The organism is Paenibacillus aceris (assembly GCF_017874035.1).
Taxonomy (GTDB): Bacteria; Bacillota; Bacilli; order Paenibacillales; family NBRC-103111; genus Paenibacillus_E; species Paenibacillus_E aceris.
In genome coordinates this window covers 435,897-457,598 of sequence record NZ_JAGGKV010000003.1, presented here as the reverse complement: position 1 = coordinate 457,598, position 21,702 = coordinate 435,897, and the positions used below count along the sequence as shown (strand labels likewise).

Genomic DNA, 21,702 nt, shown 5'->3' with positions numbered 1-21,702 from the left:
CACTTTTTTTGGAAAATATTTTTATAGGCTAGAAAGCTCGGTTTCGTTGGATTTTTCTGAGATAAATAAAGGATGTGAGGTTAATTTGTATGCGCTTTCAAATTGGGTTGGAAAATTTTAAGTCATGTTTTCAACAATATCACGTGTTACAATCGGAAAGATCCGTTTTGGATCAAAAAACTTAGAAGGCCGAAGCTTCTTAGGAAGCACGGGGGAACCACTCTTTGGGGTGAAGCCGCTATCTAAGCGGCCGGGTGATTACTCTTTGACCCGAATCCGGCAGCTAACCTCGCAGGCCGCAAAAAGGAGAGGTTTTATGTTTAAACGATACAAAAAGTTAGTGGTTACAGGCGCCATTGGATTGAGCGTCCTTATGAGCTCTAGCGCGGCTATGGCCGCATCAGCAACGTACACGGTGTCAGGCAACGATACCATGTGGTTGATCTCCCAGAAATACGGCGTGAGCCTCACATCTTTGATTCAAGCAAATCCTCAGGTAGCGAATCCAAACGTGATTTGGTCGGGAATGAAGTTGAACATTCCTGGCGGTATCGGCAGCACGGGCGGTTCCCAAGCACCAACACCATCTGCACCAGCACCGACTGCGCCAGCCCAATCGGCCTTTACCGGCCAAGTTGTAACCTTAGTTAATCAGGAACGGGCAAAAGCAGGGCTTAAAGCGTTAACGAGTGATAGCGCTCTGACAGCTATGGCTTTGGACAAAGCCAAAGATATGTACAACAACGGCTATTTTGATCATACGTCGCCGACCTATGGGTCACCTTTTGATATGATGAGCTCTTATGGCATTCGTTATTCCTATGCTGGTGAGAATATTGCCAAAGGTCAACCTACGCCAGATGACGTCATGAAAGCTTGGATGAACAGCACAGGCCACCGACAAAATATTTTGAGCCCCAACTACACGAAGATAGGCGTTGCCTATTATAATGGCGAGTGGGTGCAGGAATTTATCAGCAACTAACAGACTGAAATTGCAGTCCTTGAGATTTCCCAGAAATGGGAACTCCAAGGGCTTTATTTATGTTTCCATTTCGCGATCCCCCACATCAGCAGCGGCAAGCTGAGCATTTGGAGAGGGAACATATATGGTATTGCGATTTTTTGCGGAAAAAATACTGAACTATCCATAAAGTCTCGTGGAATCAAGGCGAGCAGCACCACCATCGGTGCTACGAACCATATCATTCGCCGCCATTTTTGAAGGCCGAAGCATTGAGCTGTTCCATACGTGCAGACGAAAAAGTAGAGAGAGACTTTTGTGAAAACACTAATGATCCAAATAGCGATAACAAAGGAGTCCAAATTTTGGAAAAAATTGAAATAAGAAATATAACGAATCAAATTAAAGTAAGGATAGGTTTGGCCTGAAGCTGAACGGTATCCAAAGACGGAAACGATTAAGAAAGTCGAAACGCTGGTTAACAAACCTGCTGCGGCTACCCCGAGTAGAGCAGGCTTCATTCCTGTTTTGGGCTTCGCAATAAAGCCCATGACGACGAGAAGAAGGATGCAATCCCCAAGAAACGTTGAGGTTGGAAGAGCACCCTTCAAGATCGTCATCGCACCGGCATCCACATAAATGGGAAGAAGGTTGCTAACGTGAATATTTTTTAGGCTCAGGAGTAGGGGAATCGCAATGCCGAGCAGGGTAATAGGCCCCAAAATCTCGCAGCATCTGGCAATTACCTCTATGCCTGAGAAGGTTACATAGACTGCAACGAGAAGCATGCCCAGAATCGAGACAATGATAGGTGTTCTCGGAAGAATGGTGGCGGCGATGAACTCTGAGTACTGCCTAAGTATGATGGCAAGCACACTGTACCAGAGGATGAAGTAGACAAATATGACCAAATATCCGATGTATCGGCCGAATAAGCTCTTGCAAAAATCAATAAGGGTTTGTCCCGGATAAAGCTGGCTTAACCGCGAGCAAACAAACGCGATAAATACGCCTATCCCGGTTGCGCAAACGGTTGAAAGCCATGCGTCTTGTTTCGCTGTCTGGATGGCTGGATTAATGGTCAGCAACAGTGTCATGCCGAGCTGCATCGTCAATATCATCCAGAATAGTTGTTTGCCGCTGATCCGCATGTCCACAAAAGCTCCTTTAATGATCTAACAGTTTACCAAACGGCTGGAAAATAACATTCACTAACTGTGTCGGGCCCGGCAGGCCAGGATACATCACGAGTGAGATGGCTAGAATCCAACATAGGGCTATGATCGAGACATAAGCCACCCGCTCTCTTTTCGGTGCTTTTTTTAACCGAAACCACTGAAAGAGGGTAATTAACAAGCATGCCACCATGTACATGGGAATATCCTTGGGTGTCATTTCTTCAATCCACTTCCTTTACTCTTTCCTCTTCGGGTTTAGAGGATTTGACGCTGGATAATCCGGGACGCAGCATTTTGGCGTCAGACTGCACAGTGACCTCAACGTTCGGGAAGATCTCGTTCCAGCGCTTTTGGTTTTGTCTCCATTCTTGCGGGTAGGCGCGGTGGAATTCCCCAGAGAAATCAAGAATATCTGCCTTTAAGACCTGCTGCACCTTGTGCAAGGCTTCCCCAACACGTCGTTCGATATCTAAATCCATGGCTGCTTCCACCTTTTTAACGGCTTCGGGATCGGAGACCAGATCGAGCTCAGTCGTATTTTGCAGCGCATCGTCTTCCGTATGAATCCAGACGTTCATCTTCCACTTGCCGTTCTCAATGAGCGGCTTCAGCTTCGTTTGGCTCTTCAGAAGCCGAAGTGAGACGTTTCCACTGGTGCCGGCTGGTGTCACGGTGACAACGGCTGTTTTAATCTCATCTCTCAGCCAAAGCAGGCCGCGTGTCGTTGGGTCATCGATGCTGCCGACCATTTTATCGTCTTTGAACACGGCCGTCTGATTAATGAAGCTTTCGGTTTGGTCGTGATTTTTAGCGGTGGTTGGCTGTAAAAGCTCAATAAATGGCAGTGCGGCAGCGCCGGATTGATTGGCCAGCATTTGTGCAAAATCCACTATCGTGACACTAAGTATGATTTTGCTCTTGCCAATTTCCCTCATGGTCTCAGAGGAATTGCGTTCCACCCTTGTGTTCATCTCGAGAATTTGCCGCGCGCTCCCCTTGCAAACATACATAAAAGCCCGCTCTCTCGGCTGAGGCGCTCTCATCAAATAATCGATGTCGTCTCGAATTCCTCTTCGAGCTACAGCTTCTCCGAAAATAATAATTTCCGTATGTCCCCAGAAAATTTTGCGCGGCATTTTCTCCTGCAACTTGGAAACCGCGTCAGCAATATTCACGCCAATTGCGGATTTAACAAGGGAGGTTTGAGTGCTCCCTCCTTTGTTGCTGTTTTCTAATCCGCCCCCGCCGCCCCCGGGACCTCTCGGAATAAAAATTTGTAACGTCAATTCGATCGAAGTATCGTCATATTTATCAATGGCGGCCCCGGTGACGAGCGCCAAATCGTTAACTTCCGTCCGATCCCAGCAGCCAGTCAGCAGCAAGGAGAGGACACTGGCTGTTAAAGCCAGCTTCGTCATGGCATTCATCCGGGTTGCCCCTTTCTGAAAGCAGCCACAATTAGAAGCATAGTCGGAATACCGAGCTGCACGATCAGAGCCAAAAAAGGAATGGTTGTTCCTAAAGCATGCATCAGCCCCTCAAAGTTTGGAGAGACCCAAAAGCTGAACAGCGAAATGAGGAAGCCGATCGGAATGATTAGAGGCCGGTAATCAGAAAGCCCCAACCACTGAGCCGTGCCAAGAACAGTAGCATAGTAGAGCAGCGCTACTTTGACGAACATTCCAATGATCCAAATGGCCATAAGCAGCGATTCCACATGCTCTAGAAAATCGGCGATGGAAATATAGCGTACGGCAATGAGAAAAGCGTAGTAGAACTGGGTAGCAAGCGATCCGAATATCAATAAAATGGTCAAGTTGATCGCTAACAATGTGATCATCACGATGCCAACACTGATGAAGCTCCAGCGCAAAACATATTGTTTGTTGTTCAGAAGAGGATAAAGAAACGACAACAGAAAAAACTGAGAAAACCAAGAAGAAGGCACAAGTGATCCCACAAGTGGAGGGAGCAGGCCGTCTCCTAGGATAGGAAACATTTCTTTCGGATGAAGATCGGGTATCATCAAAACTAACATCGTAAAGATAATGAGTACTGCCGCAGGCACAAGGATTTGCGAGACTCTGGCGAGCACTTCGATCCCTGCATACAAGGCATATGCACATACAGCCACCATACAAAAAATGACGAGGGCCATCGGCGTTTCTTGAAGAAAGCTTCCGATTACAAACTCCCCGTATTCACGCAAAATGATGCCATTCGTGAAGATAAAGGATAGGATGAAAAAGCCGGAGAGCGCTTTCCCTGCATATATGCCTAGAATGGACTCTGTATATTGGATAAAGGTGAAATCCGGAAACTTCATATACAGGCGATACATGACAACAACTGTCAAAATCCCAACTAATGCCGCAATGATAGGCGTCATCCACATATCAATGCCGGCGGTTTTCATAGTGATGGAGGGAACCGATAAGGCAGCTGTTGCCACGACAGTCGGATGCATGAGGATAGCTAATTGAAAGGGGGAGATTCTTCCTTTCTCAATCATGAGTGTCATCCCCTTTGGGCGGTTCTGGTTTTTGTCCTGATGGCTGTCGTGTTCGATTGTTTCTTCCGGTTAATTTAAGGCGGGTCCTCATCGACCAGATCGGAGCACGAACGAGCACATCTTTCAGCTCATTCTCTTTAAGCGGTGCAAGCGGCTGAAGGTAGGGGACGCCAAGTGACCGCAGTGAGGAAAGATGGATGACAATGACAATGAATCCAAGCATGAGCCCCAACAGCCCCAATATTCCCGATAAAAACATGATAGGGAATCGGAGCATACGCAAGGCAATTCCTGTGGAGTATTGCGGCATCATAAAGGAGGCGATGCCTGTGATCGCTACCACCATAACCATCGGAGCCGATACCAAGCCCGCTGATGTTGCTGCCTGTCCGATGACGAGCGCTCCCACGATACTTACAGCAGCACCGACCTGCTTGGGGAGCCGGACGCCGGCTTCGCGTAGCGCTTCGAAAGAAACTTCCATGAGTAGCGCTTCAACCAGTGCGGGAAACGGAATATCTTCTCTGGATTTCGCGATGCTGAGCAAAAGGGATGTCGGAACCATCTCTTGATGATAGGTCAAAATAGCCACATACAAAGATGGAAGTAAAAGCGTAATGAAAAAAAACAAATAGCGCAGCCACCGGATAAGGGTGCCGATAATAAATCTTTGATAATAGTCCTCGGGCGATTGCAAAAGGGAGAACAGCGTTGCCGGCGCAATCAAGGCAAAAGGCGTCCCGTCAACTAAAATGGAGGTGCGTCCTTCCAAAAGTGCGGCACAAACCACATCTGGACGTTCCGTCACTTGAATTTGCGGGAATGGTGAAAACGGATGATCCTCAATTAAGCCCTCGATATAGCCGCTTTCCAGAATGCCGTCGACCTCGATCTCGGCGATCCGTTTTTCGACTTCCTCGATGAGCTTCTCATTGGCGATGCCTTCCATGTAAATAATGACGACTTCTGTGCGTGTATGCTTTCCTATGTTGTTTGACACCATTTTAAGGGAGGGGCTCTTAATTTTTCTGCGAAGCATGGCTGTGTTAACGGACATGGTTTCGGTAAATCCCTCACGCGGACCGCGGATAATGGACTCTGCGGAGGGTTCTTCAATGCTTCTCTTTTCCCATTGGGCAAGTCCGAGCGAATATCCCACGGGGAGTCCGTCGATAAAAAGCCCGACATTTCCTTTGGAAAGATGAGCGATCACGTCTGAAAATGTCGAAATCTCCTTGACATCTGAAATGGAAATAATCGATGATAATTCTTTTTCCGTATAGTTCCATTCTTCTATTGACTCGCCCAATAACGGGGTTAGGACGCTTCGATCCAATGCTTCAAGATTGACCATCCCTTCGATATAAATGACGAGCGCTTTTGTCGTTCCTCCGATGATGAAATCGTGGAAATTGACGTCTTTGCATTTATAATAAATAACCTGAAGAGTTCGAAGGTTATCATCGAGTGAGGAGGAAACAGCTTCCAAATGAATTCGACAAACTTGCATCCATAAGAACGCTCCTTAGTTGTGATAATTATCTGTTTGTCCAAATAAGGCGGTTGCTAAACCAATGAGATCGGGGATAGAATGAACTTAAGTTTTAGCGAATTTTGGATAAAATTGTTCATAGAAGTAAAAATATGTAGCATGCACAAAAAATTAATCGAAACTTGTGAAACGCGATGGGCACTCATCCGTATCAAAGTAAAGAGTGTTCTTCAAAACAAGCTGTGAAGGAGGTGACCTGATTGACTATCAATTTGGTCAAAGGTCAAAAAATCGATTTAACAAAAGGCAATGCTGGTCTCTCCAAGGTGGTTGTAGGTCTTGGCTGGGATCCTGCCGTGATTGAGAAGAAGGGCTTTTTTGGAACGAAAAAAACATCCGTGGAGATTGATTGCGACGCTTCTGTTATTTTATTGGATGCTAATGGTAAATTAACAAAAGAGAAAAATGTCGTGTACTTCGCGAATTTACAAAGTCCTGATGGTTCAGTCGTTCACTCTGGAGATAACCGTACAGGTGAAGGCGATGGCGATGATGAGCAAATTTCGATTAACTTGAATCAAGTGCCGGCGGATGTTAGCAAAATCATTTTTGTCGTAAATATCTACGATTGCGTTAATAGAAAGCAGGATTTCGGTCTCATTCAATCCGCCTATATTCGAATTTTGAATGACTCCAATAAACAAGAATTGGTTAAATTTAATTTAACTGATAGCTATGCAGGAAGGACTTCCCTTATCGTTGGTGAAATATATCGTCATAGCGGTGAATGGAAATTCAATGCGATTGGTGAAGGCAGCTCCGATACGACAATTGGTCAATTAGTTAAGCGCTACACATAAACCACTAAATAAAGCGAGGTCATTATCCATGGCGATTTCATTATCTAAAGGTCAAAAAGTAGATTTGACAAAAACAAACCCAGGCTTAACGAAAGTGGTTGTTGGCCTAGGATGGGACACGAACAAATACGATGGCGGTAAGGACTTCGATCTGGATGCTTCCATTTTTTGCGCGAATGCAACTGGCAAAGTAAGTTCCGAATCCGATTTCATTTTCTATAACAATCCCAAAAATGCGAATGGCTCCGTAGTTCATAACGGCGACAATCGTACAGGCGCAGGAGATGGGGATGACGAGCAAGTGAGCGTCGACCTTAACGCAATCCCAGCTGAAACAGAAAAAATCGCTTTCTGTATCACAATTCATGATGCAGTTGCAAGAAGCCAAAACTTCGGACAAGTGTCGAATGCGTATGTTCGTATTCTTAACGAAGGCACGGGCGCTGAATTGATTCGTTACGACCTTGGCGAAGATTTCTCCATTGAAACAGGCGTTGTTATCGGTGAATTGTACCGTCACAGCGGAGAATGGAAATTCAGCGCTATCGGCAGCGGCTACAAAGACGGTCTTGCTGGACTAGCGCGCGATTATGGCTTACAAACCAATTAATCGTTGAATAAACGCTAAGGAGTTGCAGATATGACAATCAGCTTGTCCAAAGGTCAACGGATTGACTTAACCAAATCAAATCCCGGTTTAGCGAAGGCGATCATCGGTTTAGGCTGGGACACGAATAAATACTCTGGTGGTCATTCTTTTGACTTAGATGCTTCGGCTTTTCTGCTTCATGCAGATAACAAAGCCAAAGATATTGAGGATTTTATCTTTTATAACAATTTGGTTGGAGCCAATGGTTCGGTGCAGCATACGGGAGATAATCGGACGGGTGACGGAGATGGGGACGACGAGCAAATTAAAGTCGACTTCTCGAAAATACCAGCGCATATCCACCGTGTCGGTATTGCTGTTACGATCCACGATGCTGTTAGCCGCAATCAGAATTTCGGACAAGTCTCCAATGCATTCGTTCGTCTTGTAGATGAAATGACAAACAGGGAGATTTTGCGGTATGATTTAGGTGAAGATTTCTCGATTGAAACTGCGGTTGTCATTTGTGAACTTTACCGGGACAGCCAAGGTCAGGAATGGAAGTTCCAAGCGGTTGGAAGCGGCTTCCAGGGTGGACTTCAAGCGCTATGCAAAAATTATGGACTGGATGCCCAGTAATTGAATGAAATGGGGTGGTGCTGGTACAGCATCACCCTTCAATTGAATGACGGAAGGGACAGGTACTGCCCTCATGCACATATCATTGGTCAAAGGCCAGAAGGCCGATGTGACAAAGTCAAATCCGGGACTAACTCAGCTCGGTATTGGACTTGGATGGAATGCTCCAGCGAATCTGGATCTGGATACATCCGCATTCTTGTTAGGCGCCAATGGGAAGGTAGATAACGACGAGCAACTTGTGTTTTACAATAATCCCACCCAAAGCGGTGTGAATTTCATCCATCAACCCTCTGAGGGGCGAGATAAGAAGCAGTTTTCGGTTCAGCTTTCGAGCGTGCCGGCACGTGTTGAGAAGATTGCAATTACACTTACCATCCATGAGGGTGAGAAGCTTAAGCAGCAGTTCAGCCAAGTAAATCAGGCGTATATACGGATTTTTCATCCGAGCTCTGGGCAAGATATGCTGCGATATGAACTGGGAAATCACTTCTCCGTTGAAACAGCTATTGTTGTAGGAGAATTATATAGATATGGCGCCGAGTGGAAATTTAGCGCGATTGGATCTGGCTTCTCCGGCGGACTTAAAGCGCTATGCGGTAATTTTGGAATTGAGGTTAAGGATGAACCAACAGCAAGTTCAGTCCCAAAACCGATGCCAAAGATTACGCCTACTCCCGAAGCGAGTAAACCCCCGCTCATCCCTCCACGTCCAATCAATCTAAACAAGATTGAATTGAAAAAGAAGGGTGATCGCATTTCTTTGGAGAAGAAGCCGCCAGGTCGACTCGGGGAAATACTGATTAATCTCAATTGGAATCAGAAGAGTGCCAATGGATTTTTCGGGAAAAGCAAAAGCATTGATCTGGATCTGGCATGCCTATACGAATTGAAGAACGGCGAGAAAGGCGTTATCCAGGCGCTTGGCAACCGGTTCGGTTCTTTGAGCAGCACGCCCTTCATCTCTTTAGACGGCGATGATCGGACAGGCTCTGTGAAAACCGGAGAAAATATCCGGATTAATGGAAATAAGCTTTCAGAATTTGAACGAATTCTTGTCTTCACGTTCATTTACCAGGGGGCAACGACTTGGTCTGAGGCCGATGGCGTTGTGTCCATTAAACAGGATGGCGGACCTGACATCGAGGTGAAATTGAACGAGCATGACAATCGTCAAGGCATGTGTGCCATAGCCCTTATTCGTAATCAGAATAACGAAACTTTCAGTATCGAACGGCTTGTCCAGTACTTCTCCGGACATAAACAGCTCGATGAAGCATTCGGATGGGGTATGAGATGGGTTACAGGCAGTAAATAATTAGGGGATATTACAGGAGGGTCAAGGCATGACAGATTTTTTTCATAGTTTTGTAAATAATTTTCTTAGCTTTTTTAGCTGGGAAGTGCTTTCAGAAACGCTAACAGATCCCGTAAACTGGGGGATTATCGGTACACTTGTTATTTTAGAAGGTTTGCTATCCGCTGATAATGCGTTAGTACTCGCAGTTATGGTTAAACATTTACCTAAGGAACAGCAGAAAAAAGCTTTATTTTACGGACTTATCGGTGCCTATATTTTTAGATTTGTAGCGATTGGCGTGGGTACTTTCTTAGTCCAAATTACATGGATTAAAGTCCTTGGTGGTGCGTATCTTCTCTGGATCGCGATCAGCAATCTCTTTTTCAAGAAGCATGAAGAAGACGAGAACGGCGAAGTTAAAAATAAAGGTCTTTCCTTCTGGCGTACGGTATTAGCGGTAGAAGTAATGGATATTGCATTTAGTGTGGACAGCGTGCTTGCTGCGTTTGGCGTCAGTGAGAAGGTTTGGGTGTTGTTCCTTGGAGGTATCCTGGGAGTACTTATGATGAGAGGCGTGGCCCAAGTCTTCTTAAAGCTGATCGACAAAATTCCGGAATTGGAAAGAACGGCCTTCATTCTTATTATCATTATCGGTCTTAAGATGATTGCAGGCGCTTTTGGTTTCGAAGTCTCCCATGTACTTTTCTTCTCCGTGATTATTGTTTTATTTGTCGGTACGATTGTTCTCAGTCTGCTGCGCAATAAAAACAAATCAGAATCTACGAATTAGTTCATACAAATCCCTCCTCTACGGAGGGATTTTTTATTTCGAAGGGGAAGGAAATGGATTGAGATACTGTAACTATGTGACTTCTTGACACGGGCGATTAAAAGGAGAATAAATTAAGCTGCCCATCATATCTTTGAATAAGGTGATCAATTTATTCAAAGAAGGTGCACAGCATGATGATAGGCGGTATTATACTTTTTGGAATCATCGTCGTGCTCATTGTCGTTACAGCCTCTGAAAAAGCGGAATCTGTGTCCAAATTTATCGAAAAATAGTCACCTATGAAACCTGTTAAGGTTTCTTTTTTTTGATCCGATTTGGTAGAATATAAGATAGAGTAGAAAAGACGGTAGTTAAGAAAAAGGAGCTGTAACATGCTGCAACTAAGCGATAGCCAGCTTGCAACAATGTGGTCTCAAGGGGATTCCAAAGCATTTAACCGACTGCTTGAGCTGTATAAGGACAAGATTTACCGATTAGCTTTTCGAATGCTGCGTAATAAATCGGATTCGGAGGATGTCGTACAGGAGACGTTTCTTCGGGCGTTTCAGCACTCACATCGTTTTGACGCGAGCAAAAATTTCTCTACCTGGATTTTTAGCATTGGTAAGAACGTGACCATTGATTTTTTACGCAAAAAGAAATCGGAGCTGTCTATGGATACGAATCCACATCCGTTTCAGGATGCGCTGCCTTTTTATGATAAGCTGACCAGCCATGAGAAAACACCTGAACTTCAATTAATTGAGCAAGAAACTGCCGAACAAGTAGAGCAAATGATTCGCGATCTGCCGGATAAATATAAAACTTTGATCGTATATAAGTACTTTCTAGATATGTCATTAGAAGACATTAGTAAAGAAGTGAACTTACCGGTTACAACGATCAAAACAAGGCTGTTTCGGGGCCGGAACTACATCAAGCGTAAATGGGGTTCACTATTCTTCATGCTGCAAAGCCTTACTTCGGTTATTATTTTTTAAACATATTCATTCTAGCAGACAGAGGAGTAACCTAATGAGCACTTCTAAAATTGAAGTACCAAAAATGCCGAAAGAGTTACCGGTAATTTCACTTCCCGATGAAGGGATGAATTCGGAAGATAGCTTTCATACAGGAATTATAAGCGATTGTACGATTGATAATCAGAAAGCCTCGAAAGTTGCTTTTGATAAGATTATTTTTCGAAATGTAACCTTTACGCGAATTGCTATGAAAGACATTGAACTGACCGATGTTATTTTTGAAAAATGTGATTTATCAAATGTAGATTTTGGTGAAGCTACGATTCACAGAACTGAATTCAGAAATTGCAAAATTATTGGAATGGATATGACAGGGGCAACGATCCGAAATGTTCTTTTTGATTCCTGCTTGGGGGATTATGTCAATTTTCGCATGGCCAATTTCAGACAAATTGCGTTTCAAGAGTGTTCGCTCTTGAGTGCCGATTTCTATGAGACAACGCTGCAGAAGGTTTATTTTGAAACTTGTAAGCTGGATCGAGCTCAATTCACGGGCGCCAAGCTGACAGGGATCGATATCAGTTCCTGTGATTTCACCAGTCTGGGTGTAGGTGTAGAGGAATTGCGCGGTTGCATCATTTCGAGAGGACAAGCTTCTGTATTTGCAAGTCTCTTTGGGCTTATACTAAAGGAATAGGGCAACAGTGAAATGAGGAGGCAGCCGTGAAATTTGGTTTTGATATTGATGATACACTTATTAATTTAAGAGAACATGCTTTTCATATTTACAATCGAAAATTGAATCAAAATATTAGTTTGGATGTGTTCCATGCTTTAACCACGATGGAAATACACGAAGCATTCGGGCTGACTAAAGAAGAGGGAGGGAAGCTCTGGACGAGCCTCCGTGATGATATCTACTACTCGGACTGTGCTCCCTTCCCACATGCACGTGAAATCTTACATGAGCTAGTTAAGCAAGGCCACGAGGTTTACTATATTACGGCAAGAGCGAAAGAGCATACGGAACGGACGAGAGATTGGCTTATCCACAATGGATTTCCCGTTACGGATGGTCACTTTTTCTGCGGGATGAGTGATACCGAGAAAGTGCATATTATCGAGGAATTAGAGCTGGACTACTATTTCGATGATAAGCCTGCTGTACTCGAGACCTTATCTCAATTACCAGTGAAAGCATATGTGAAAGACCGGTCTTATAATCAGCAGCTTGATTTGCCTCGGATAACATCCTGGGAACAACTGCTGGAAGAGCTGAAATCGTAAATTATAGATTCACCGTGTCACCAGGTTGAATAGAAAGTAAATGATCGATACCTTCAGATGCCAGCTGCTTAAGCAGGGCATCTGTTTCTTTTTTTGGTGCATGAACAAGAAGTTTAAAATGGCTTTTCAACGATTGAGTCATTTTACGTACGTCGGGCATGCCCTGATGGATCTTGTAACGAATCAATTGAATCTGGCATCCGCGCTCTTCATCGCTCATAGCTAGCAGCCGCTGCCCTGTCGTTCCCATAGCGACATGCCCGGTCAGAAGGATGCCATTGGTTGATTTCCGGCGCAGCTTCTCGTAATACCACTGGGATTTGGAAGACTGCATCATCCCATCACTCGTAAACCAGATGGCTGCCCGGGAAAGGGCCAAATCCTCGGTTAATCGTTGCAGACGTTGATCTTCGCTTTGGATCACTTCAAAACGGCCGCTGCTTAATGCCTCTGTGATGCTACTTTCAATGCCTGGTTTCAGCCAAATAGGGTGCTCAAGCATAAGCTCCATCGTTTGAATAAGCTCTGATTCGACTCGGATCGGCGTTTCAGGGAAACGATCTCTCATAAGCAGCAGCAGATCCTGCCCTCGGCCACAAACAGGTACGGGCAGCAGTAGCTGACCGTCGTCATTTAGAATCCTTTCGGCTGCAGAGAAAAGCTTCTCCAATTTATCTAATTGATACTCCATATCGGTACTATAAGCTGAATCGATAATCGCACCATCTAGAACAATAGCTCCGTTCGTAATATCTTTTGTTGTATCGGTCTCTAGCAGTAGGCCGTCTTCACTGTAATCTCCTGAGTAGAATAACCGTTTTCCTTCTATTTCTATAAGCAGCCATACCGAACCCAACATATGTCCGCTTCGCCCCCAATAAATACGAAGCGTAGGGGATAGTTCGATCCATTGCTGAGGCGGAGCCTCGTCTTCGATGTACGCAAATTGGATACGATTGATATCCGTTTCATCATATGGGAGTTGGCCGCCTTGCTGTTTGACGTAATTCCCCCAAGCGGCATAATAAGCGGGAAGCTGCTGAGCCGTTATTCGGGTTGTCCATACTTTGCCGGAATAACCTAGTTTATATAGCAAAGGGATTGCGATGGAGTGATCCTCATGTGCATGAGAAAGAAAAACAGCGTCCAATTCCGCGACCCTGGTAGGATCGATCAACGGATATGCTCCACATCCCTCACGTTTCACGCCACAATCGAGTAAAATACTTGTCTGTTCATTCCCAATCCAATAACAGGAGCGGCCGTGTTCACCGGCACCGCCCCATACGTTCAATTGCATCATTCCACATTCCACTTTCTGTTCGTATTCATGTTGTTCACGATAAGCAGCAGCACGGTTGTTAGACCGACAGAAACGACGGCCATCGCCATGCCGAGCGAGATTTGACCTTGCTCAAATTGAGCGAAAATATAGGTGGCCGACGTTTGCATTGACGGCGGCAGCACCATCAGAGAGGCGACAAGCTCTCTAAGCGAGATGGTGAAGGTCATCATCCAGCCGGCGATAATACCCGGCAGCAGCAGGGGCAGGATAATACGTCGAAACACGTACCAGGGCTGTCCGCCGAAGACTTGGCCGGCTTGCCGCAAGGATTCATCCAGCTGGCCGTTGCGCGCCTTGACGTATTGCACGGTATACGGCAGGAAGAACACTGCGTAAGTGAGGACGACCATGCCGTAGGTGTTGTAGAGATGCAGCGGCATCCAAGGAGCATTCCATAACATAATGAGTCCAACGACTAGGACCATATCAGGCACTGTGTTCGGCAGCAGGCTGAACATATCGGTTATGCGCTGCGGCATTCGTTTGGCGCGGCCTATCGTTAAGGCGAACCATGTGCCAAGCACGGCTGCTAAGCAGGCGGCGAACACGGCGAGACCCAGGCTGTTCATCAGCGCTTTCATGCTCGGTGAGCCCCATTTCAACAGCTCGCCGTAATGAAGCAGCGTCAGGTTGTTCCACGCCAGCCCGCCTCCTCGAAGCTTCATCAGCGAAGCTGAAATGATGGAGAAATACGGGATGCCGATGGATGTGGCGAGAAGCAGAGTCACGTAGAGCCAAGCTAGCGCACGCTGCCAGCCTAGGTAACCCACGACTTTGTCGCGAGAGCCTTTGCCGCTGACAAGGTTATAAGAATTCCGGCGTACAACTACGGACTGTATGTACCAAAGGACAAGACAAGCCAGCAGCAATAGCGATGCTAACGACGTTGCTTTACCGAAATCTACCGGCCAACTGGAGATAGATGCTTGGATTTCGGTAGTTAACACGAAATAACCGATGCGTCTGCCGAATGTAGCGGGTGTACCGAATTCGGCTAATGTTTTGACGAAGATGAGCAGTGCGCCCATCACATAGCTAGAGAAAACAAGAGGCAGCATGACGCGTCGAAGTGAATACAAAAAGCTTGCTCCGTGCACGGCGGCAGCCTCTTCTTTGTTACTGCCAATTTGGAGAATTGCACCCCGCAGAATCAAATACAGAAACGGAAACAAATGGAGGCTCATGATCGTAACCATCCCGAATAAACTAAAGAAATGGCTGCTTATCCAGGTTGCACCTGAGAATAATTGTTCGAGATAGCCGCGCGGCTGCATAAATAAAATCCATCCCATAGAGCCGATATACGGCGGAGTCATGAAAGGAATGAGCAGGACGATATCCAGCCAGCGATGCTTGCGGAGAGGCGTTTTGGCCATGATCCAAGCTAGCGGTAGTGCAAGCAAAGAAGATCCTACAACAACCCATACCCCGAGCATCAAGGAATGGCTGAATACACCCGTCAAATCTTTCTCAAGCACAACTCTTATGGGAGCCAATAAGTCGAGTGAGCCTTTCACCCAAACACTTTTGAAAAATATAATTAAAAGAGGAAGGACGACCAGCACCGCTAGTAGCAGCAATGCTAGGAACGTCCCTGTGCGTTTGAAAGTCATGTGGTCGTCATCCCCGTCCGGAGCTTACTTTTTGAACAATTGTGTGAATTTCTGTGTGACACCGGCTTGATTATCATTCATCCAGTTCCAGTCGACTTTAATAACAGGAATGTCTTTCGCGCTTACTCTTCCTTGTACTTGGATATCGCTGCGGCCGGAAAGCAGGTAAGAATCTGTAACCATTTTTTGAGCTTCGTCTGAAAGCAGATATTCAATAAATGCTTTAGCGCTATCTACGTTTTTACTCGTTTTCATAATCATTGCAGGTCTTGGTGAAATGACCGTTCCGCTTGCCGGATAAATTAGATCGATAGGTTCACCCTTTGCTTTGGACGCATAAGTCATGTAGTCAACGCTCGCCATCACGATGCTTTTTGCTCCGGAAATAACAGGATCCATAGCTTCTTGGTTAGCTCCTGCAATAATAGCGCCATTCGCTTTGACTTTACCAAATAAGTCCCAGGCGGAATCGCCGTTTTTATTCGCATAGCCAGTCATGAAATCGAGTGCAGAACCGGACTGAGCGGGATCAGGAATATTGATTTTATCTTTCCACTCTGGTTTTGTCAGATCACTCCATTCTTTTGGAGGGATCGTAACGGTTTTGGTGTTATAGGCAATACCAAGTGCCGATAGGCTGTAGCTAAAATAATTACCTTCTTTATCGGAGTAATCAGATATTAGCTTGTCAGCATTTTTGGCTTCTTTAAAAGGCAGCGTTAATCCGCTTTTTGTCATACCAATAGCTGAGGGGAGAGAGGCCAGTACTACAACGTCAACGACAGGATTGGCTTTCTCGGCTTCCATACGCGCTAAGATTTTACCGGTTGTACCTTGAAACATTTCCACTTCCACGCCTGTTTTAGCCTGAAAGCCTTTTTGAATTTTTGTTGCAAGATCAGCTGGGCCTGCACTGTATACAACGATTTTTCCGCTTAGCTTTTTGGCTTCAGGCGTTGGTGTCGCAGTGGCGGCCGTCGAAGCAGACGGAGTAGCTGCAGATGGGCTTGCATTGGAAGATTTGCTAGCAGTACCGCAAGCTGTTAAGCCCACCCCTACAAGAACAGATATCAGGGCTAAAGTACTCGTTTGTAACGTTTTTTTTATTGTGTTTTTCATTGGAAATACACCCTCTCATTTAAGTTTGTTTACTTCTCATTACAGTTCATGAATTTGCTCTTGTGAGATATACAGCTTTACGTTTTCACCTATGGACAGACGTGATGGATGATAAGCCATCCAAACATCATGATCACCAATGCCCACGTTGATTTCGTAGCGCTCACCCATATAGCTTACAGATCGAACCACGCCCGAATAAACAAGGTCTTGGTCCGTCAACCGTTCCCATCGGATATGCTCAGGCCGAATGAGCCTCTTGTCCGCTTCCAGCCAATTGGTTTTGCCAATAAAGCGGGCCGTAAAGGGGTGAGCAGGCCTTCGATAAATAACTTCAGGAACGTCTTTTTGCAAAATGACCCCGCTTTGCATAACGACGATTTCATCTGACATGGACATAGCTTCCGTTTGGTCATGCGTCACATAAATCGCAGTGAATCCGATATTACGCACCAGGTTCATAAGTTCGATGCGCATTTCTTCCCGTAAAAGTGCATCCAATGCGCTCATCGGCTCATCAAATAAGACAAGCTGAGGGCGGACAACAATGGCTCGGGCAAGCGCGACACGTTGCTGCTGACCGCCGGAAAGTTGATGGGGATATCGCTTTTCCATTCCCAAAAGTTGAACCAAATCAATGGCTTCCATTGCCCGTTGACGCCAGTTGGCTGTATCGCCCTTGGCTTTAAGCCCGAATGCAACATTCTCCAGAACCGTCAAGTGCGGCCAAAGCGCAAAGTCTTGAAATACCATACCGAAATCTCGTTGATGAACAGGACGATTCACTCTACGCTGTTTGGAGAAAAGACATACATCACCTAAGTGGATTTCGCCTTCATCAGGAGACTCAAGGCCTGCAATGATTCGGAGCAGTGTTGTTTTGCCGCATCCAGATGGACCTAATAACGTTGTGAATTTCCCTTTCGTCAGGGTTAGTTGAATGTCTTTAAGCGCTGGCGAGGCGCCAAAGGATTTGTTGATACCGCGAAGTTGTAAAGTCATCACATGCTTCCTTCCGTACTTAGGAACTCAAATTTAGTTTAGGCGAACAAAATCAGCGGAGTATCAACTTAAGGTAAAGCTATTGTTAAGTTTTTGTTGGTAAACTATTATTCTGCATAGATTTTTTCTATAATGGTGGGAGCAAGAAACGATAAGGAGAATCTTAGAATGAATTGGAACCTAATTAAGCTTCAAATCATTGAATTACTGGATAAACATAAACGAATTACCACAGTTGCTGACCAACTAGGACTGAAGCAGCCGACGGTGTCGTTTCATATGAAAAGCATGGAGCAGGAGCTAGGAGTCCGGCTATTTTATGCTAAAGCTGGGAAAGTCCATTTGACGGACGCGGGTCAATCCCTTAACCATTACGCGAAGAAAATTAACGCCTTGGCGCAGGAAGCTGAGAGAGTCGTGAAAGAATTCGATGAGAGAGGGAGCGGGCATTTGAAAATTGGGGCGAGTTATGTGCCAGGCACTTATGTGCTTCCGAGCATACTCAGCGCCTTTTCCAAACGATATCCACAAATCTCAATCTCCCTCACCGTCAGGACCTCTCCTGTCATTCAAGAAATGCTTCTGAATCATGAAATCGATATTGGCATTATATCGGCTGAACCTTTTCAATGGGCTCCATTGATTGGAGAAACATTATGTGATGACGAGTTAGTTTTCTTTTTTAACCCGCAGCATCGCTTGGCTAGACAGGCTATTCTTCATCCTGAGTTATTGAAGGACGTTCCGTTTATTTTGCATGGACAAGAATCAAGTACCCGATCCATGACATTAAAATGGGCCAAAAACTTAGGTATTGAACTTAAACCCGTCATGGAAATGGACTCCCTAGAGGCTATTAAGCAAGCAGTTTTAACCGGTGACAGTGTCTCGGTCATTTCTAAGATAGCTATTGCCAGGGAGATGCAACGAGACGAATTGGTGTATCGTGAAATTCCTCAAAATCCCTTTAAACGCTACATCTATTTCACATATAACGAGGATCGTATTCGTTCTTCCTTCTTTGATAGCTTTTTTGAATATTTGCGTGACTCCGTCCAGAGCGAGTAAATTCTTTTACAAAAAACACATGCTCATCTGACAATCCAATGACAAATCTTCTTTATGCTCATTTCTGGGAGGGAAACCTTACCAAATGGATAAGAGGAGATGAATTGATGTTTAAGAAAAAGGCTGTAAAGATGGTTATGGCCGCGGTCGTTGGAACGAGTGTACTGGTTGGATTTGGTGGAGCACCGCAGCCCGTATCGGCAGCAAGCAACATGGTTCCGGATTACGAGGTCAAGCTTCTCCTTAATCCGAATGTCGTTCTCGGTTCGGACTTCAAGCTTACAAGCAGCGTGAAGACTGCATTCGGCATGCCTGATACCGTGACGAAAATGAATGTCCAATTTATGGACACAAATGCTAAGGATATTTACAACAATGGATGGAGTCCTCGTATCCGCAAGACAGAGGGAGAGAATGACTTCGAACTCAGTTATAAGAAGCGCTATGCCATTACAGGCAGTGACATCAATGGTGCTTTAACGTTAGCCAACCAGGAAGGCTTTAATTCCGGCGATACCGGATATGAGGCTCAAATCGAATGGGGCTACCAAAAGAAGACATTAAGTATCACGCGTACCAAAAGTGGAAGTAAATCGGGATACAGCGGGATGGATCTTCCTAATCAGGCTGATTCACGCAGTCTTCTAATAAATAACTCGCCTGATAAATTTAATAACTGGGTTTCGAGCGGTTGGGGGACTAGCAAGCTGTCATCCTCACGAATTTACGGCCCTGTCTTAGCAAAGCGCTCTGTAGGTACCTGGAGTGGTCAGCAATTATATATTGAAGTGTGGCCAATTCTTAATGCTGCAGGTACGGGTACTGAGTATGTAGTAGAAGCATCTTTCAAAACGAACAGTCAATCGACAGCCTCAGCCAAGCATGATGAACTAATCGCCTATTTGCAGGCAAAAGGATGGTTTTTAGCCCAAGATTCCTTAAAAACTCAGCTCATAATGGATCGATATTAACATTGTGAAGTAGCTCCCTAAACCGCCTTCGTTGAAGGTGGTTTTTCTATGATTGGATCGAGACCGGGATAGTGTCCAAAGGCTTCTTTTTCACTTCATGTCCGCATAAGGTAGTACTAATGACAAGCGGGGCTAGGGGGGAATCGGATGCTGCAAAGGCGACGGTGGAGAAGCAGACCTACAGGGAAATCGAACCGCAAAAAGGTGCTGTTGATCAGTCTTCTCATCTTTGTCTTATTTTGTGTGCAGTTTTTTATTTATGTTGAACGCAATCTCAGGCCTCCACTGATGAATTTAGCGAAAGTCCGCATCAAGCAGATAGCTACACAAGCGATTAATAGTGCTATTGCGGATCATGTGGCAGGGAGTGCGAATGCAGAGCAGTTAATTGACTGGAAAATGGACAAAAACGGAAAGATTACAGGGTTCATGTTAAATTATAACGAACATATGCGCATCACCTCCGACACAATAAAAACCGTGCAGAGCGAGCTGGATCATTTACAATCAATATCCGAGCATGTTCCGGTAGGGCAGGCAATGAATAGCGCAATCCTCTCTTCGTTTGGTCCAGATATTCCGATTAGATTTCTACCGGTTGGCAACGTGAAGGTTGATTTAAATACGCGTTCGCAAAATGCGGGGATAAACATGGTGATATTTGAAGTGTATGTTCGCATTATTGCTGAAGTATCGGTCATTATTCCTTTTGACTCGGATACGGAAATTGTTGAAACAGAAATCCCTATCTCCTATTCTTTAGTTGTAGGGGATGTTCCTACTTATTACTACGATAACAAAGGCAATCCTGTAGGAAATAATAAAGATGCAGGTCTACCGAGCCTGTCGCTTCCTCAGATTCCGAATGTTGGAACAACAACACCTAAAGGTGAAGGGACTCAGGCACCGGAAACCATACAAAAAGAGCCGACTCCATAAGAGAGCGGCTTATTTTTTTCTTTTATTTAGATCTTCTCGTTCCCATTTACGCAAGGAGGGGTAAGGGTCGAAGCTCCATTCCGCTAATCCATTATCCCGGTAGAGGCCAAAATGGAGGTGAGGCGGGAATTTTCCGGACGTCCCTGGCTTACCGTAGCCCGAACTGCCGACCCAACCGATGGTTTGGCCGGGTTTGACGATATCATTTTCTTTGATGCCTTTTTGGAAGCCGGACAGATGGGCGTAGTAGTGATAAATATTGTTCACATCTCGAATCCCAATTCGCCAGCCGCCGTATGGATTCCATCCTTTTACTTCTACTATGCCATAACAAGTGCTTCTGACAGGAACTCCATATCGGGCAAATAAATCCGTTCCCTCATGAGAGCGATGTCCTCCCCAGCCGCGGCTGTCTCCCCAAGTGCTGCGATAAGAGTAATCTGCGGTCACTGGCAGCGGGAATGCATGCTCTCCAAGGTCAAGTGTGCCCTGTGTGGCATAAATAGTAGCGAATTGTTTAATCCGTTCTACGCTGCGCGAATTTTGATAATAATTCCATAAATTAATAAGCAAATTCTCTTCTTTGGTCCCATTTCTGCTCATAAGGAAGGCCATCGAGGCCAATATATCCAAATCGTTATTTCGTTCGGCAATTCCATCCCCCGAGCCATCTCGGCCGAAGCCGTGAAAGAAGGAGATACTCTTTGGATTCGTATCCTGCTGGTCTGGGTTTAGCATACCTGCCCAATCCGATTCTGGAAAGTAAATACTGGTAATTCCTTTGTGCACAGGTCTTTTCTTGACGATATTCATTGTTCTTTCGTATTGATCAACAGCTGCCAGGTAAGACCATGGAATATCAGAAAGTATACTCGTTTTTTCAAATAGCTCCTTCCTCTCAGCGTTCAGGTTAGGGTTAACCTTAGAGGGTGAAGGGGCTAAAGATTGACCAGAGGTAACAGATTGGGTTGCCGCTATGCTTGATTGAGTTTTTGATTCGGCTGCTGATAGGAGGAGGCAACAAACTAGAACGCGCGACCAAAAAGGTTTGCTTTTCATCACTATCATC

At 45.3% G+C, this 21,702-nt stretch carries 22 protein-coding genes and 1 riboswitch; of the genes, 12 read left to right on the top strand and 10 right to left on the bottom strand.

All coding sequences use genetic code 11. The features are described from left to right. Positions 1-177: 177 nt before the first annotated feature. A riboswitch (cyclic di-AMP (ydaO/yuaA leader) is annotated at positions 178-313 on the top strand. 3 nt (positions 314-316) lie between these two features. Beyond that, a complete protein-coding gene (locus J2Z65_RS08910) occupies positions 317-985 on the top strand; it encodes a CAP domain-containing protein (protein WP_167062475.1) in 669 nt (222 codons plus the stop codon). Between the two features lie 53 nt (positions 986-1,038). Here the strand turns inward: J2Z65_RS08910 and J2Z65_RS08905 are convergent, their stop codons facing one another. From J2Z65_RS08905 to J2Z65_RS08885, 5 genes are read right to left on the bottom strand one after another with little or no spacing between them, the layout of a single operon-like run. Beyond that, on the bottom strand, positions 1,039-2,115 hold the full coding sequence (locus J2Z65_RS08905) for a GerAB/ArcD/ProY family transporter (protein WP_167062472.1): 1,077 nt from the start codon (positions 2,113-2,115) through the stop codon (positions 1,039-1,041). 16 nt (positions 2,116-2,131) lie between these two features. Continuing rightward, positions 2,132-2,359 carry a hypothetical protein gene (locus J2Z65_RS08900; RefSeq protein WP_167062469.1) on the bottom strand — a complete coding sequence of 76 codons (228 nt, stop codon included), beginning with the start codon at positions 2,357-2,359 and terminating at the stop codon, positions 2,132-2,134. Between the two features lie 4 nt (positions 2,360-2,363). After that, the gene (locus J2Z65_RS08895) at positions 2,364-3,569 is read right to left on the bottom strand and encodes a Ger(x)C family spore germination protein (protein WP_167062466.1); all 1,206 of its coding nucleotides are present in this window, start codon (positions 3,567-3,569) and stop codon (positions 2,364-2,366) included. After that, positions 3,566-4,654 (bottom strand): GerAB/ArcD/ProY family transporter, encoded by a 1,089-nt coding sequence (locus J2Z65_RS08890; protein WP_167062463.1) that lies wholly within the window; start codon positions 4,652-4,654, stop codon positions 3,566-3,568. The genes J2Z65_RS08895 and J2Z65_RS08890 overlap by 4 nt, the downstream gene beginning before the upstream one ends. After that, positions 4,647-6,164, bottom strand: coding sequence for a spore germination protein (locus tag J2Z65_RS08885; protein WP_167062460.1), 1,518 nt, complete (start codon positions 6,162-6,164; stop codon positions 4,647-4,649). Before J2Z65_RS08885 ends, J2Z65_RS08890 begins: the two co-directional genes overlap by 8 nt. Before the next feature lie 242 nt (positions 6,165-6,406). On the opposite strand from J2Z65_RS08885, the gene J2Z65_RS08880 reads away from it, so the two are divergent. From J2Z65_RS08880 to J2Z65_RS08845, 8 genes are all read left to right on the top strand, one after another. After that, a complete protein-coding gene (locus J2Z65_RS08880) occupies positions 6,407-7,006 on the top strand; it encodes a TerD family protein (RefSeq protein WP_167062457.1) in 600 nt (199 codons plus the stop codon). Positions 7,007-7,034: 28 nt separating this feature from the next. Next, positions 7,035-7,616, top strand: a complete 582-nt coding sequence (locus J2Z65_RS08875) for a TerD family protein (RefSeq protein ID WP_167062454.1) — start codon at positions 7,035-7,037, stop codon at positions 7,614-7,616. Between the two features lie 30 nt (positions 7,617-7,646). Further along, on the top strand, positions 7,647-8,234 hold the full coding sequence (locus tag J2Z65_RS08870; RefSeq protein WP_167062451.1) for a TerD family protein: 588 nt from the start codon (positions 7,647-7,649) through the stop codon (positions 8,232-8,234). A gap of 73 nt (positions 8,235-8,307) precedes the next feature. Beyond that, complete coding sequence (locus J2Z65_RS08865; RefSeq protein WP_167062448.1) at positions 8,308-9,552, top strand: TerD family protein; 1,245 nt, start codon at positions 8,308-8,310, stop codon at positions 9,550-9,552. A 28-nt stretch (positions 9,553-9,580) separates the two neighbouring features. After that, a complete protein-coding gene (locus tag J2Z65_RS08860; protein WP_167062445.1) occupies positions 9,581-10,324 on the top strand; it encodes a TerC family protein in 744 nt (247 codons plus the stop codon). A 374-nt stretch (positions 10,325-10,698) separates the two neighbouring features. After that, a complete protein-coding gene (locus tag J2Z65_RS08855) occupies positions 10,699-11,307 on the top strand; it encodes a sigma-70 family RNA polymerase sigma factor (RefSeq protein ID WP_167062442.1) in 609 nt (202 codons plus the stop codon). A gap of 34 nt (positions 11,308-11,341) precedes the next feature. Beyond that, complete coding sequence (locus J2Z65_RS08850; protein ID WP_167062439.1) at positions 11,342-11,986, top strand: pentapeptide repeat-containing protein; 645 nt, start codon at positions 11,342-11,344, stop codon at positions 11,984-11,986. Positions 11,987-12,012: 26 nt separating this feature from the next. Beyond that, on the top strand, positions 12,013-12,576 hold the full coding sequence (locus tag J2Z65_RS08845; RefSeq protein WP_167062436.1) for a 5' nucleotidase, NT5C type: 564 nt from the start codon (positions 12,013-12,015) through the stop codon (positions 12,574-12,576). 1 nt (position 12,577) lies between these two features. On the opposite strand, the gene J2Z65_RS08840 is transcribed toward J2Z65_RS08845, so the two are convergent. Genes J2Z65_RS08840 through J2Z65_RS08825 form a run of 4 tightly spaced genes read right to left on the bottom strand, consistent with a single transcriptional unit; the run spans position 12,578 to position 17,655 of the window. Continuing rightward, positions 12,578-13,879, bottom strand: coding sequence for an MBL fold metallo-hydrolase (locus tag J2Z65_RS08840; RefSeq protein WP_167062433.1), 1,302 nt, complete (start codon positions 13,877-13,879; stop codon positions 12,578-12,580). Next, positions 13,876-15,534, bottom strand: coding sequence for an ABC transporter permease (locus tag J2Z65_RS08835; RefSeq protein WP_167062430.1), 1,659 nt, complete (start codon positions 15,532-15,534; stop codon positions 13,876-13,878). Before J2Z65_RS08835 ends, J2Z65_RS08840 begins: the two co-directional genes overlap by 4 nt. 24 nt (positions 15,535-15,558) lie before the next feature. Beyond that, positions 15,559-16,653: an ABC transporter substrate-binding protein gene (locus tag J2Z65_RS08830; protein WP_167062427.1), complete on the bottom strand. Its 1,095-nt coding sequence runs from the start codon at positions 16,651-16,653 to the stop codon at positions 15,559-15,561. A gap of 39 nt (positions 16,654-16,692) precedes the next feature. Continuing rightward, positions 16,693-17,655: an ABC transporter ATP-binding protein gene (locus J2Z65_RS08825; protein WP_167062424.1), complete on the bottom strand. Its 963-nt coding sequence runs from the start codon at positions 17,653-17,655 to the stop codon at positions 16,693-16,695. Positions 17,656-17,823: 168 nt separating this feature from the next. On the opposite strand from J2Z65_RS08825, the gene J2Z65_RS08820 reads away from it, so the two are divergent. The 3 genes from J2Z65_RS08820 to yunB all read left to right on the top strand — a co-directional run bounded on the left by J2Z65_RS08820 (position 17,824) and on the right by yunB (position 20,633). Continuing rightward, positions 17,824-18,723: a LysR family transcriptional regulator gene (locus tag J2Z65_RS08820; RefSeq protein ID WP_167062420.1), complete on the top strand. Its 900-nt coding sequence runs from the start codon at positions 17,824-17,826 to the stop codon at positions 18,721-18,723. Positions 18,724-18,830: 107 nt separating this feature from the next. Beyond that, the gene (locus J2Z65_RS08815) at positions 18,831-19,694 is read left to right on the top strand and encodes a hypothetical protein (RefSeq protein WP_167062416.1); all 864 of its coding nucleotides are present in this window, start codon (positions 18,831-18,833) and stop codon (positions 19,692-19,694) included. Between the two features lie 147 nt (positions 19,695-19,841). Beyond that, a complete protein-coding gene (yunB, locus tag J2Z65_RS08810; protein WP_240159839.1) occupies positions 19,842-20,633 on the top strand; it encodes a sporulation protein YunB in 792 nt (263 codons plus the stop codon). 9 nt (positions 20,634-20,642) lie between these two features. Here yunB and J2Z65_RS08805 read toward each other — a convergent pair whose 3' ends face one another. Then, a complete protein-coding gene (locus tag J2Z65_RS08805) occupies positions 20,643-21,701 on the bottom strand; it encodes a M23 family metallopeptidase (RefSeq protein WP_420850841.1) in 1,059 nt (352 codons plus the stop codon). Between the last annotated feature and the right edge of the window lies 1 nt (position 21,702).

Excerpts from the sequence above, each read along its gene's own strand:
- J2Z65_RS08910 (WP_167062475.1), top strand. The coding sequence starts at position 317 with ATGTTTAAACGATACAAAAAGTTAGTGGTTACAGGCGCCATTGGATTG.
- J2Z65_RS08905 (WP_167062472.1), bottom strand. The coding sequence starts at position 2,115 with ATGCGGATCAGCGGCAAACAACTATTCTGGATGATATTGACGATGCAG.
- J2Z65_RS08900 (WP_167062469.1), bottom strand. The coding sequence starts at position 2,359 with ATGACACCCAAGGATATTCCCATGTACATGGTGGCATGCTTGTTAATT.
- J2Z65_RS08895 (WP_167062466.1), bottom strand. The coding sequence starts at position 3,569 with ATGAATGCCATGACGAAGCTGGCTTTAACAGCCAGTGTCCTCTCCTTG.
- J2Z65_RS08890 (WP_167062463.1), bottom strand. The coding sequence starts at position 4,654 with ATGATTGAGAAAGGAAGAATCTCCCCCTTTCAATTAGCTATCCTCATG.
- J2Z65_RS08885 (WP_167062460.1), bottom strand. The coding sequence starts at position 6,164 with ATGCAAGTTTGTCGAATTCATTTGGAAGCTGTTTCCTCCTCACTCGAT.
- J2Z65_RS08875 (WP_167062454.1), top strand. The coding sequence starts at position 7,035 with ATGGCGATTTCATTATCTAAAGGTCAAAAAGTAGATTTGACAAAAACA.
- J2Z65_RS08870 (WP_167062451.1), top strand. The coding sequence starts at position 7,647 with ATGACAATCAGCTTGTCCAAAGGTCAACGGATTGACTTAACCAAATCA.
- J2Z65_RS08865 (WP_167062448.1), top strand. The coding sequence starts at position 8,308 with ATGCACATATCATTGGTCAAAGGCCAGAAGGCCGATGTGACAAAGTCA.
- J2Z65_RS08860 (WP_167062445.1), top strand. The coding sequence starts at position 9,581 with ATGACAGATTTTTTTCATAGTTTTGTAAATAATTTTCTTAGCTTTTTT.
- J2Z65_RS08855 (WP_167062442.1), top strand. The coding sequence starts at position 10,699 with ATGCTGCAACTAAGCGATAGCCAGCTTGCAACAATGTGGTCTCAAGGG.
- J2Z65_RS08850 (WP_167062439.1), top strand. The coding sequence starts at position 11,342 with ATGAGCACTTCTAAAATTGAAGTACCAAAAATGCCGAAAGAGTTACCG.
- J2Z65_RS08840 (WP_167062433.1), bottom strand. The coding sequence starts at position 13,879 with ATGATGCAATTGAACGTATGGGGCGGTGCCGGTGAACACGGCCGCTCC.
- J2Z65_RS08835 (WP_167062430.1), bottom strand. The coding sequence starts at position 15,534 with ATGACTTTCAAACGCACAGGGACGTTCCTAGCATTGCTGCTACTAGCG.
- J2Z65_RS08830 (WP_167062427.1), bottom strand. The coding sequence starts at position 16,653 with ATGAAAAACACAATAAAAAAAACGTTACAAACGAGTACTTTAGCCCTG.
- J2Z65_RS08825 (WP_167062424.1), bottom strand. The coding sequence starts at position 17,655 with ATGACTTTACAACTTCGCGGTATCAACAAATCCTTTGGCGCCTCGCCA.
- J2Z65_RS08820 (WP_167062420.1), top strand. The coding sequence starts at position 17,824 with ATGAATTGGAACCTAATTAAGCTTCAAATCATTGAATTACTGGATAAA.
- J2Z65_RS08815 (WP_167062416.1), top strand. The coding sequence starts at position 18,831 with ATGTTTAAGAAAAAGGCTGTAAAGATGGTTATGGCCGCGGTCGTTGGA.
- yunB (WP_240159839.1), top strand. The coding sequence starts at position 19,842 with ATGCTGCAAAGGCGACGGTGGAGAAGCAGACCTACAGGGAAATCGAAC.
- J2Z65_RS08805 (WP_420850841.1), bottom strand. The coding sequence starts at position 21,701 with ATGATAGTGATGAAAAGCAAACCTTTTTGGTCGCGCGTTCTAGTTTGT.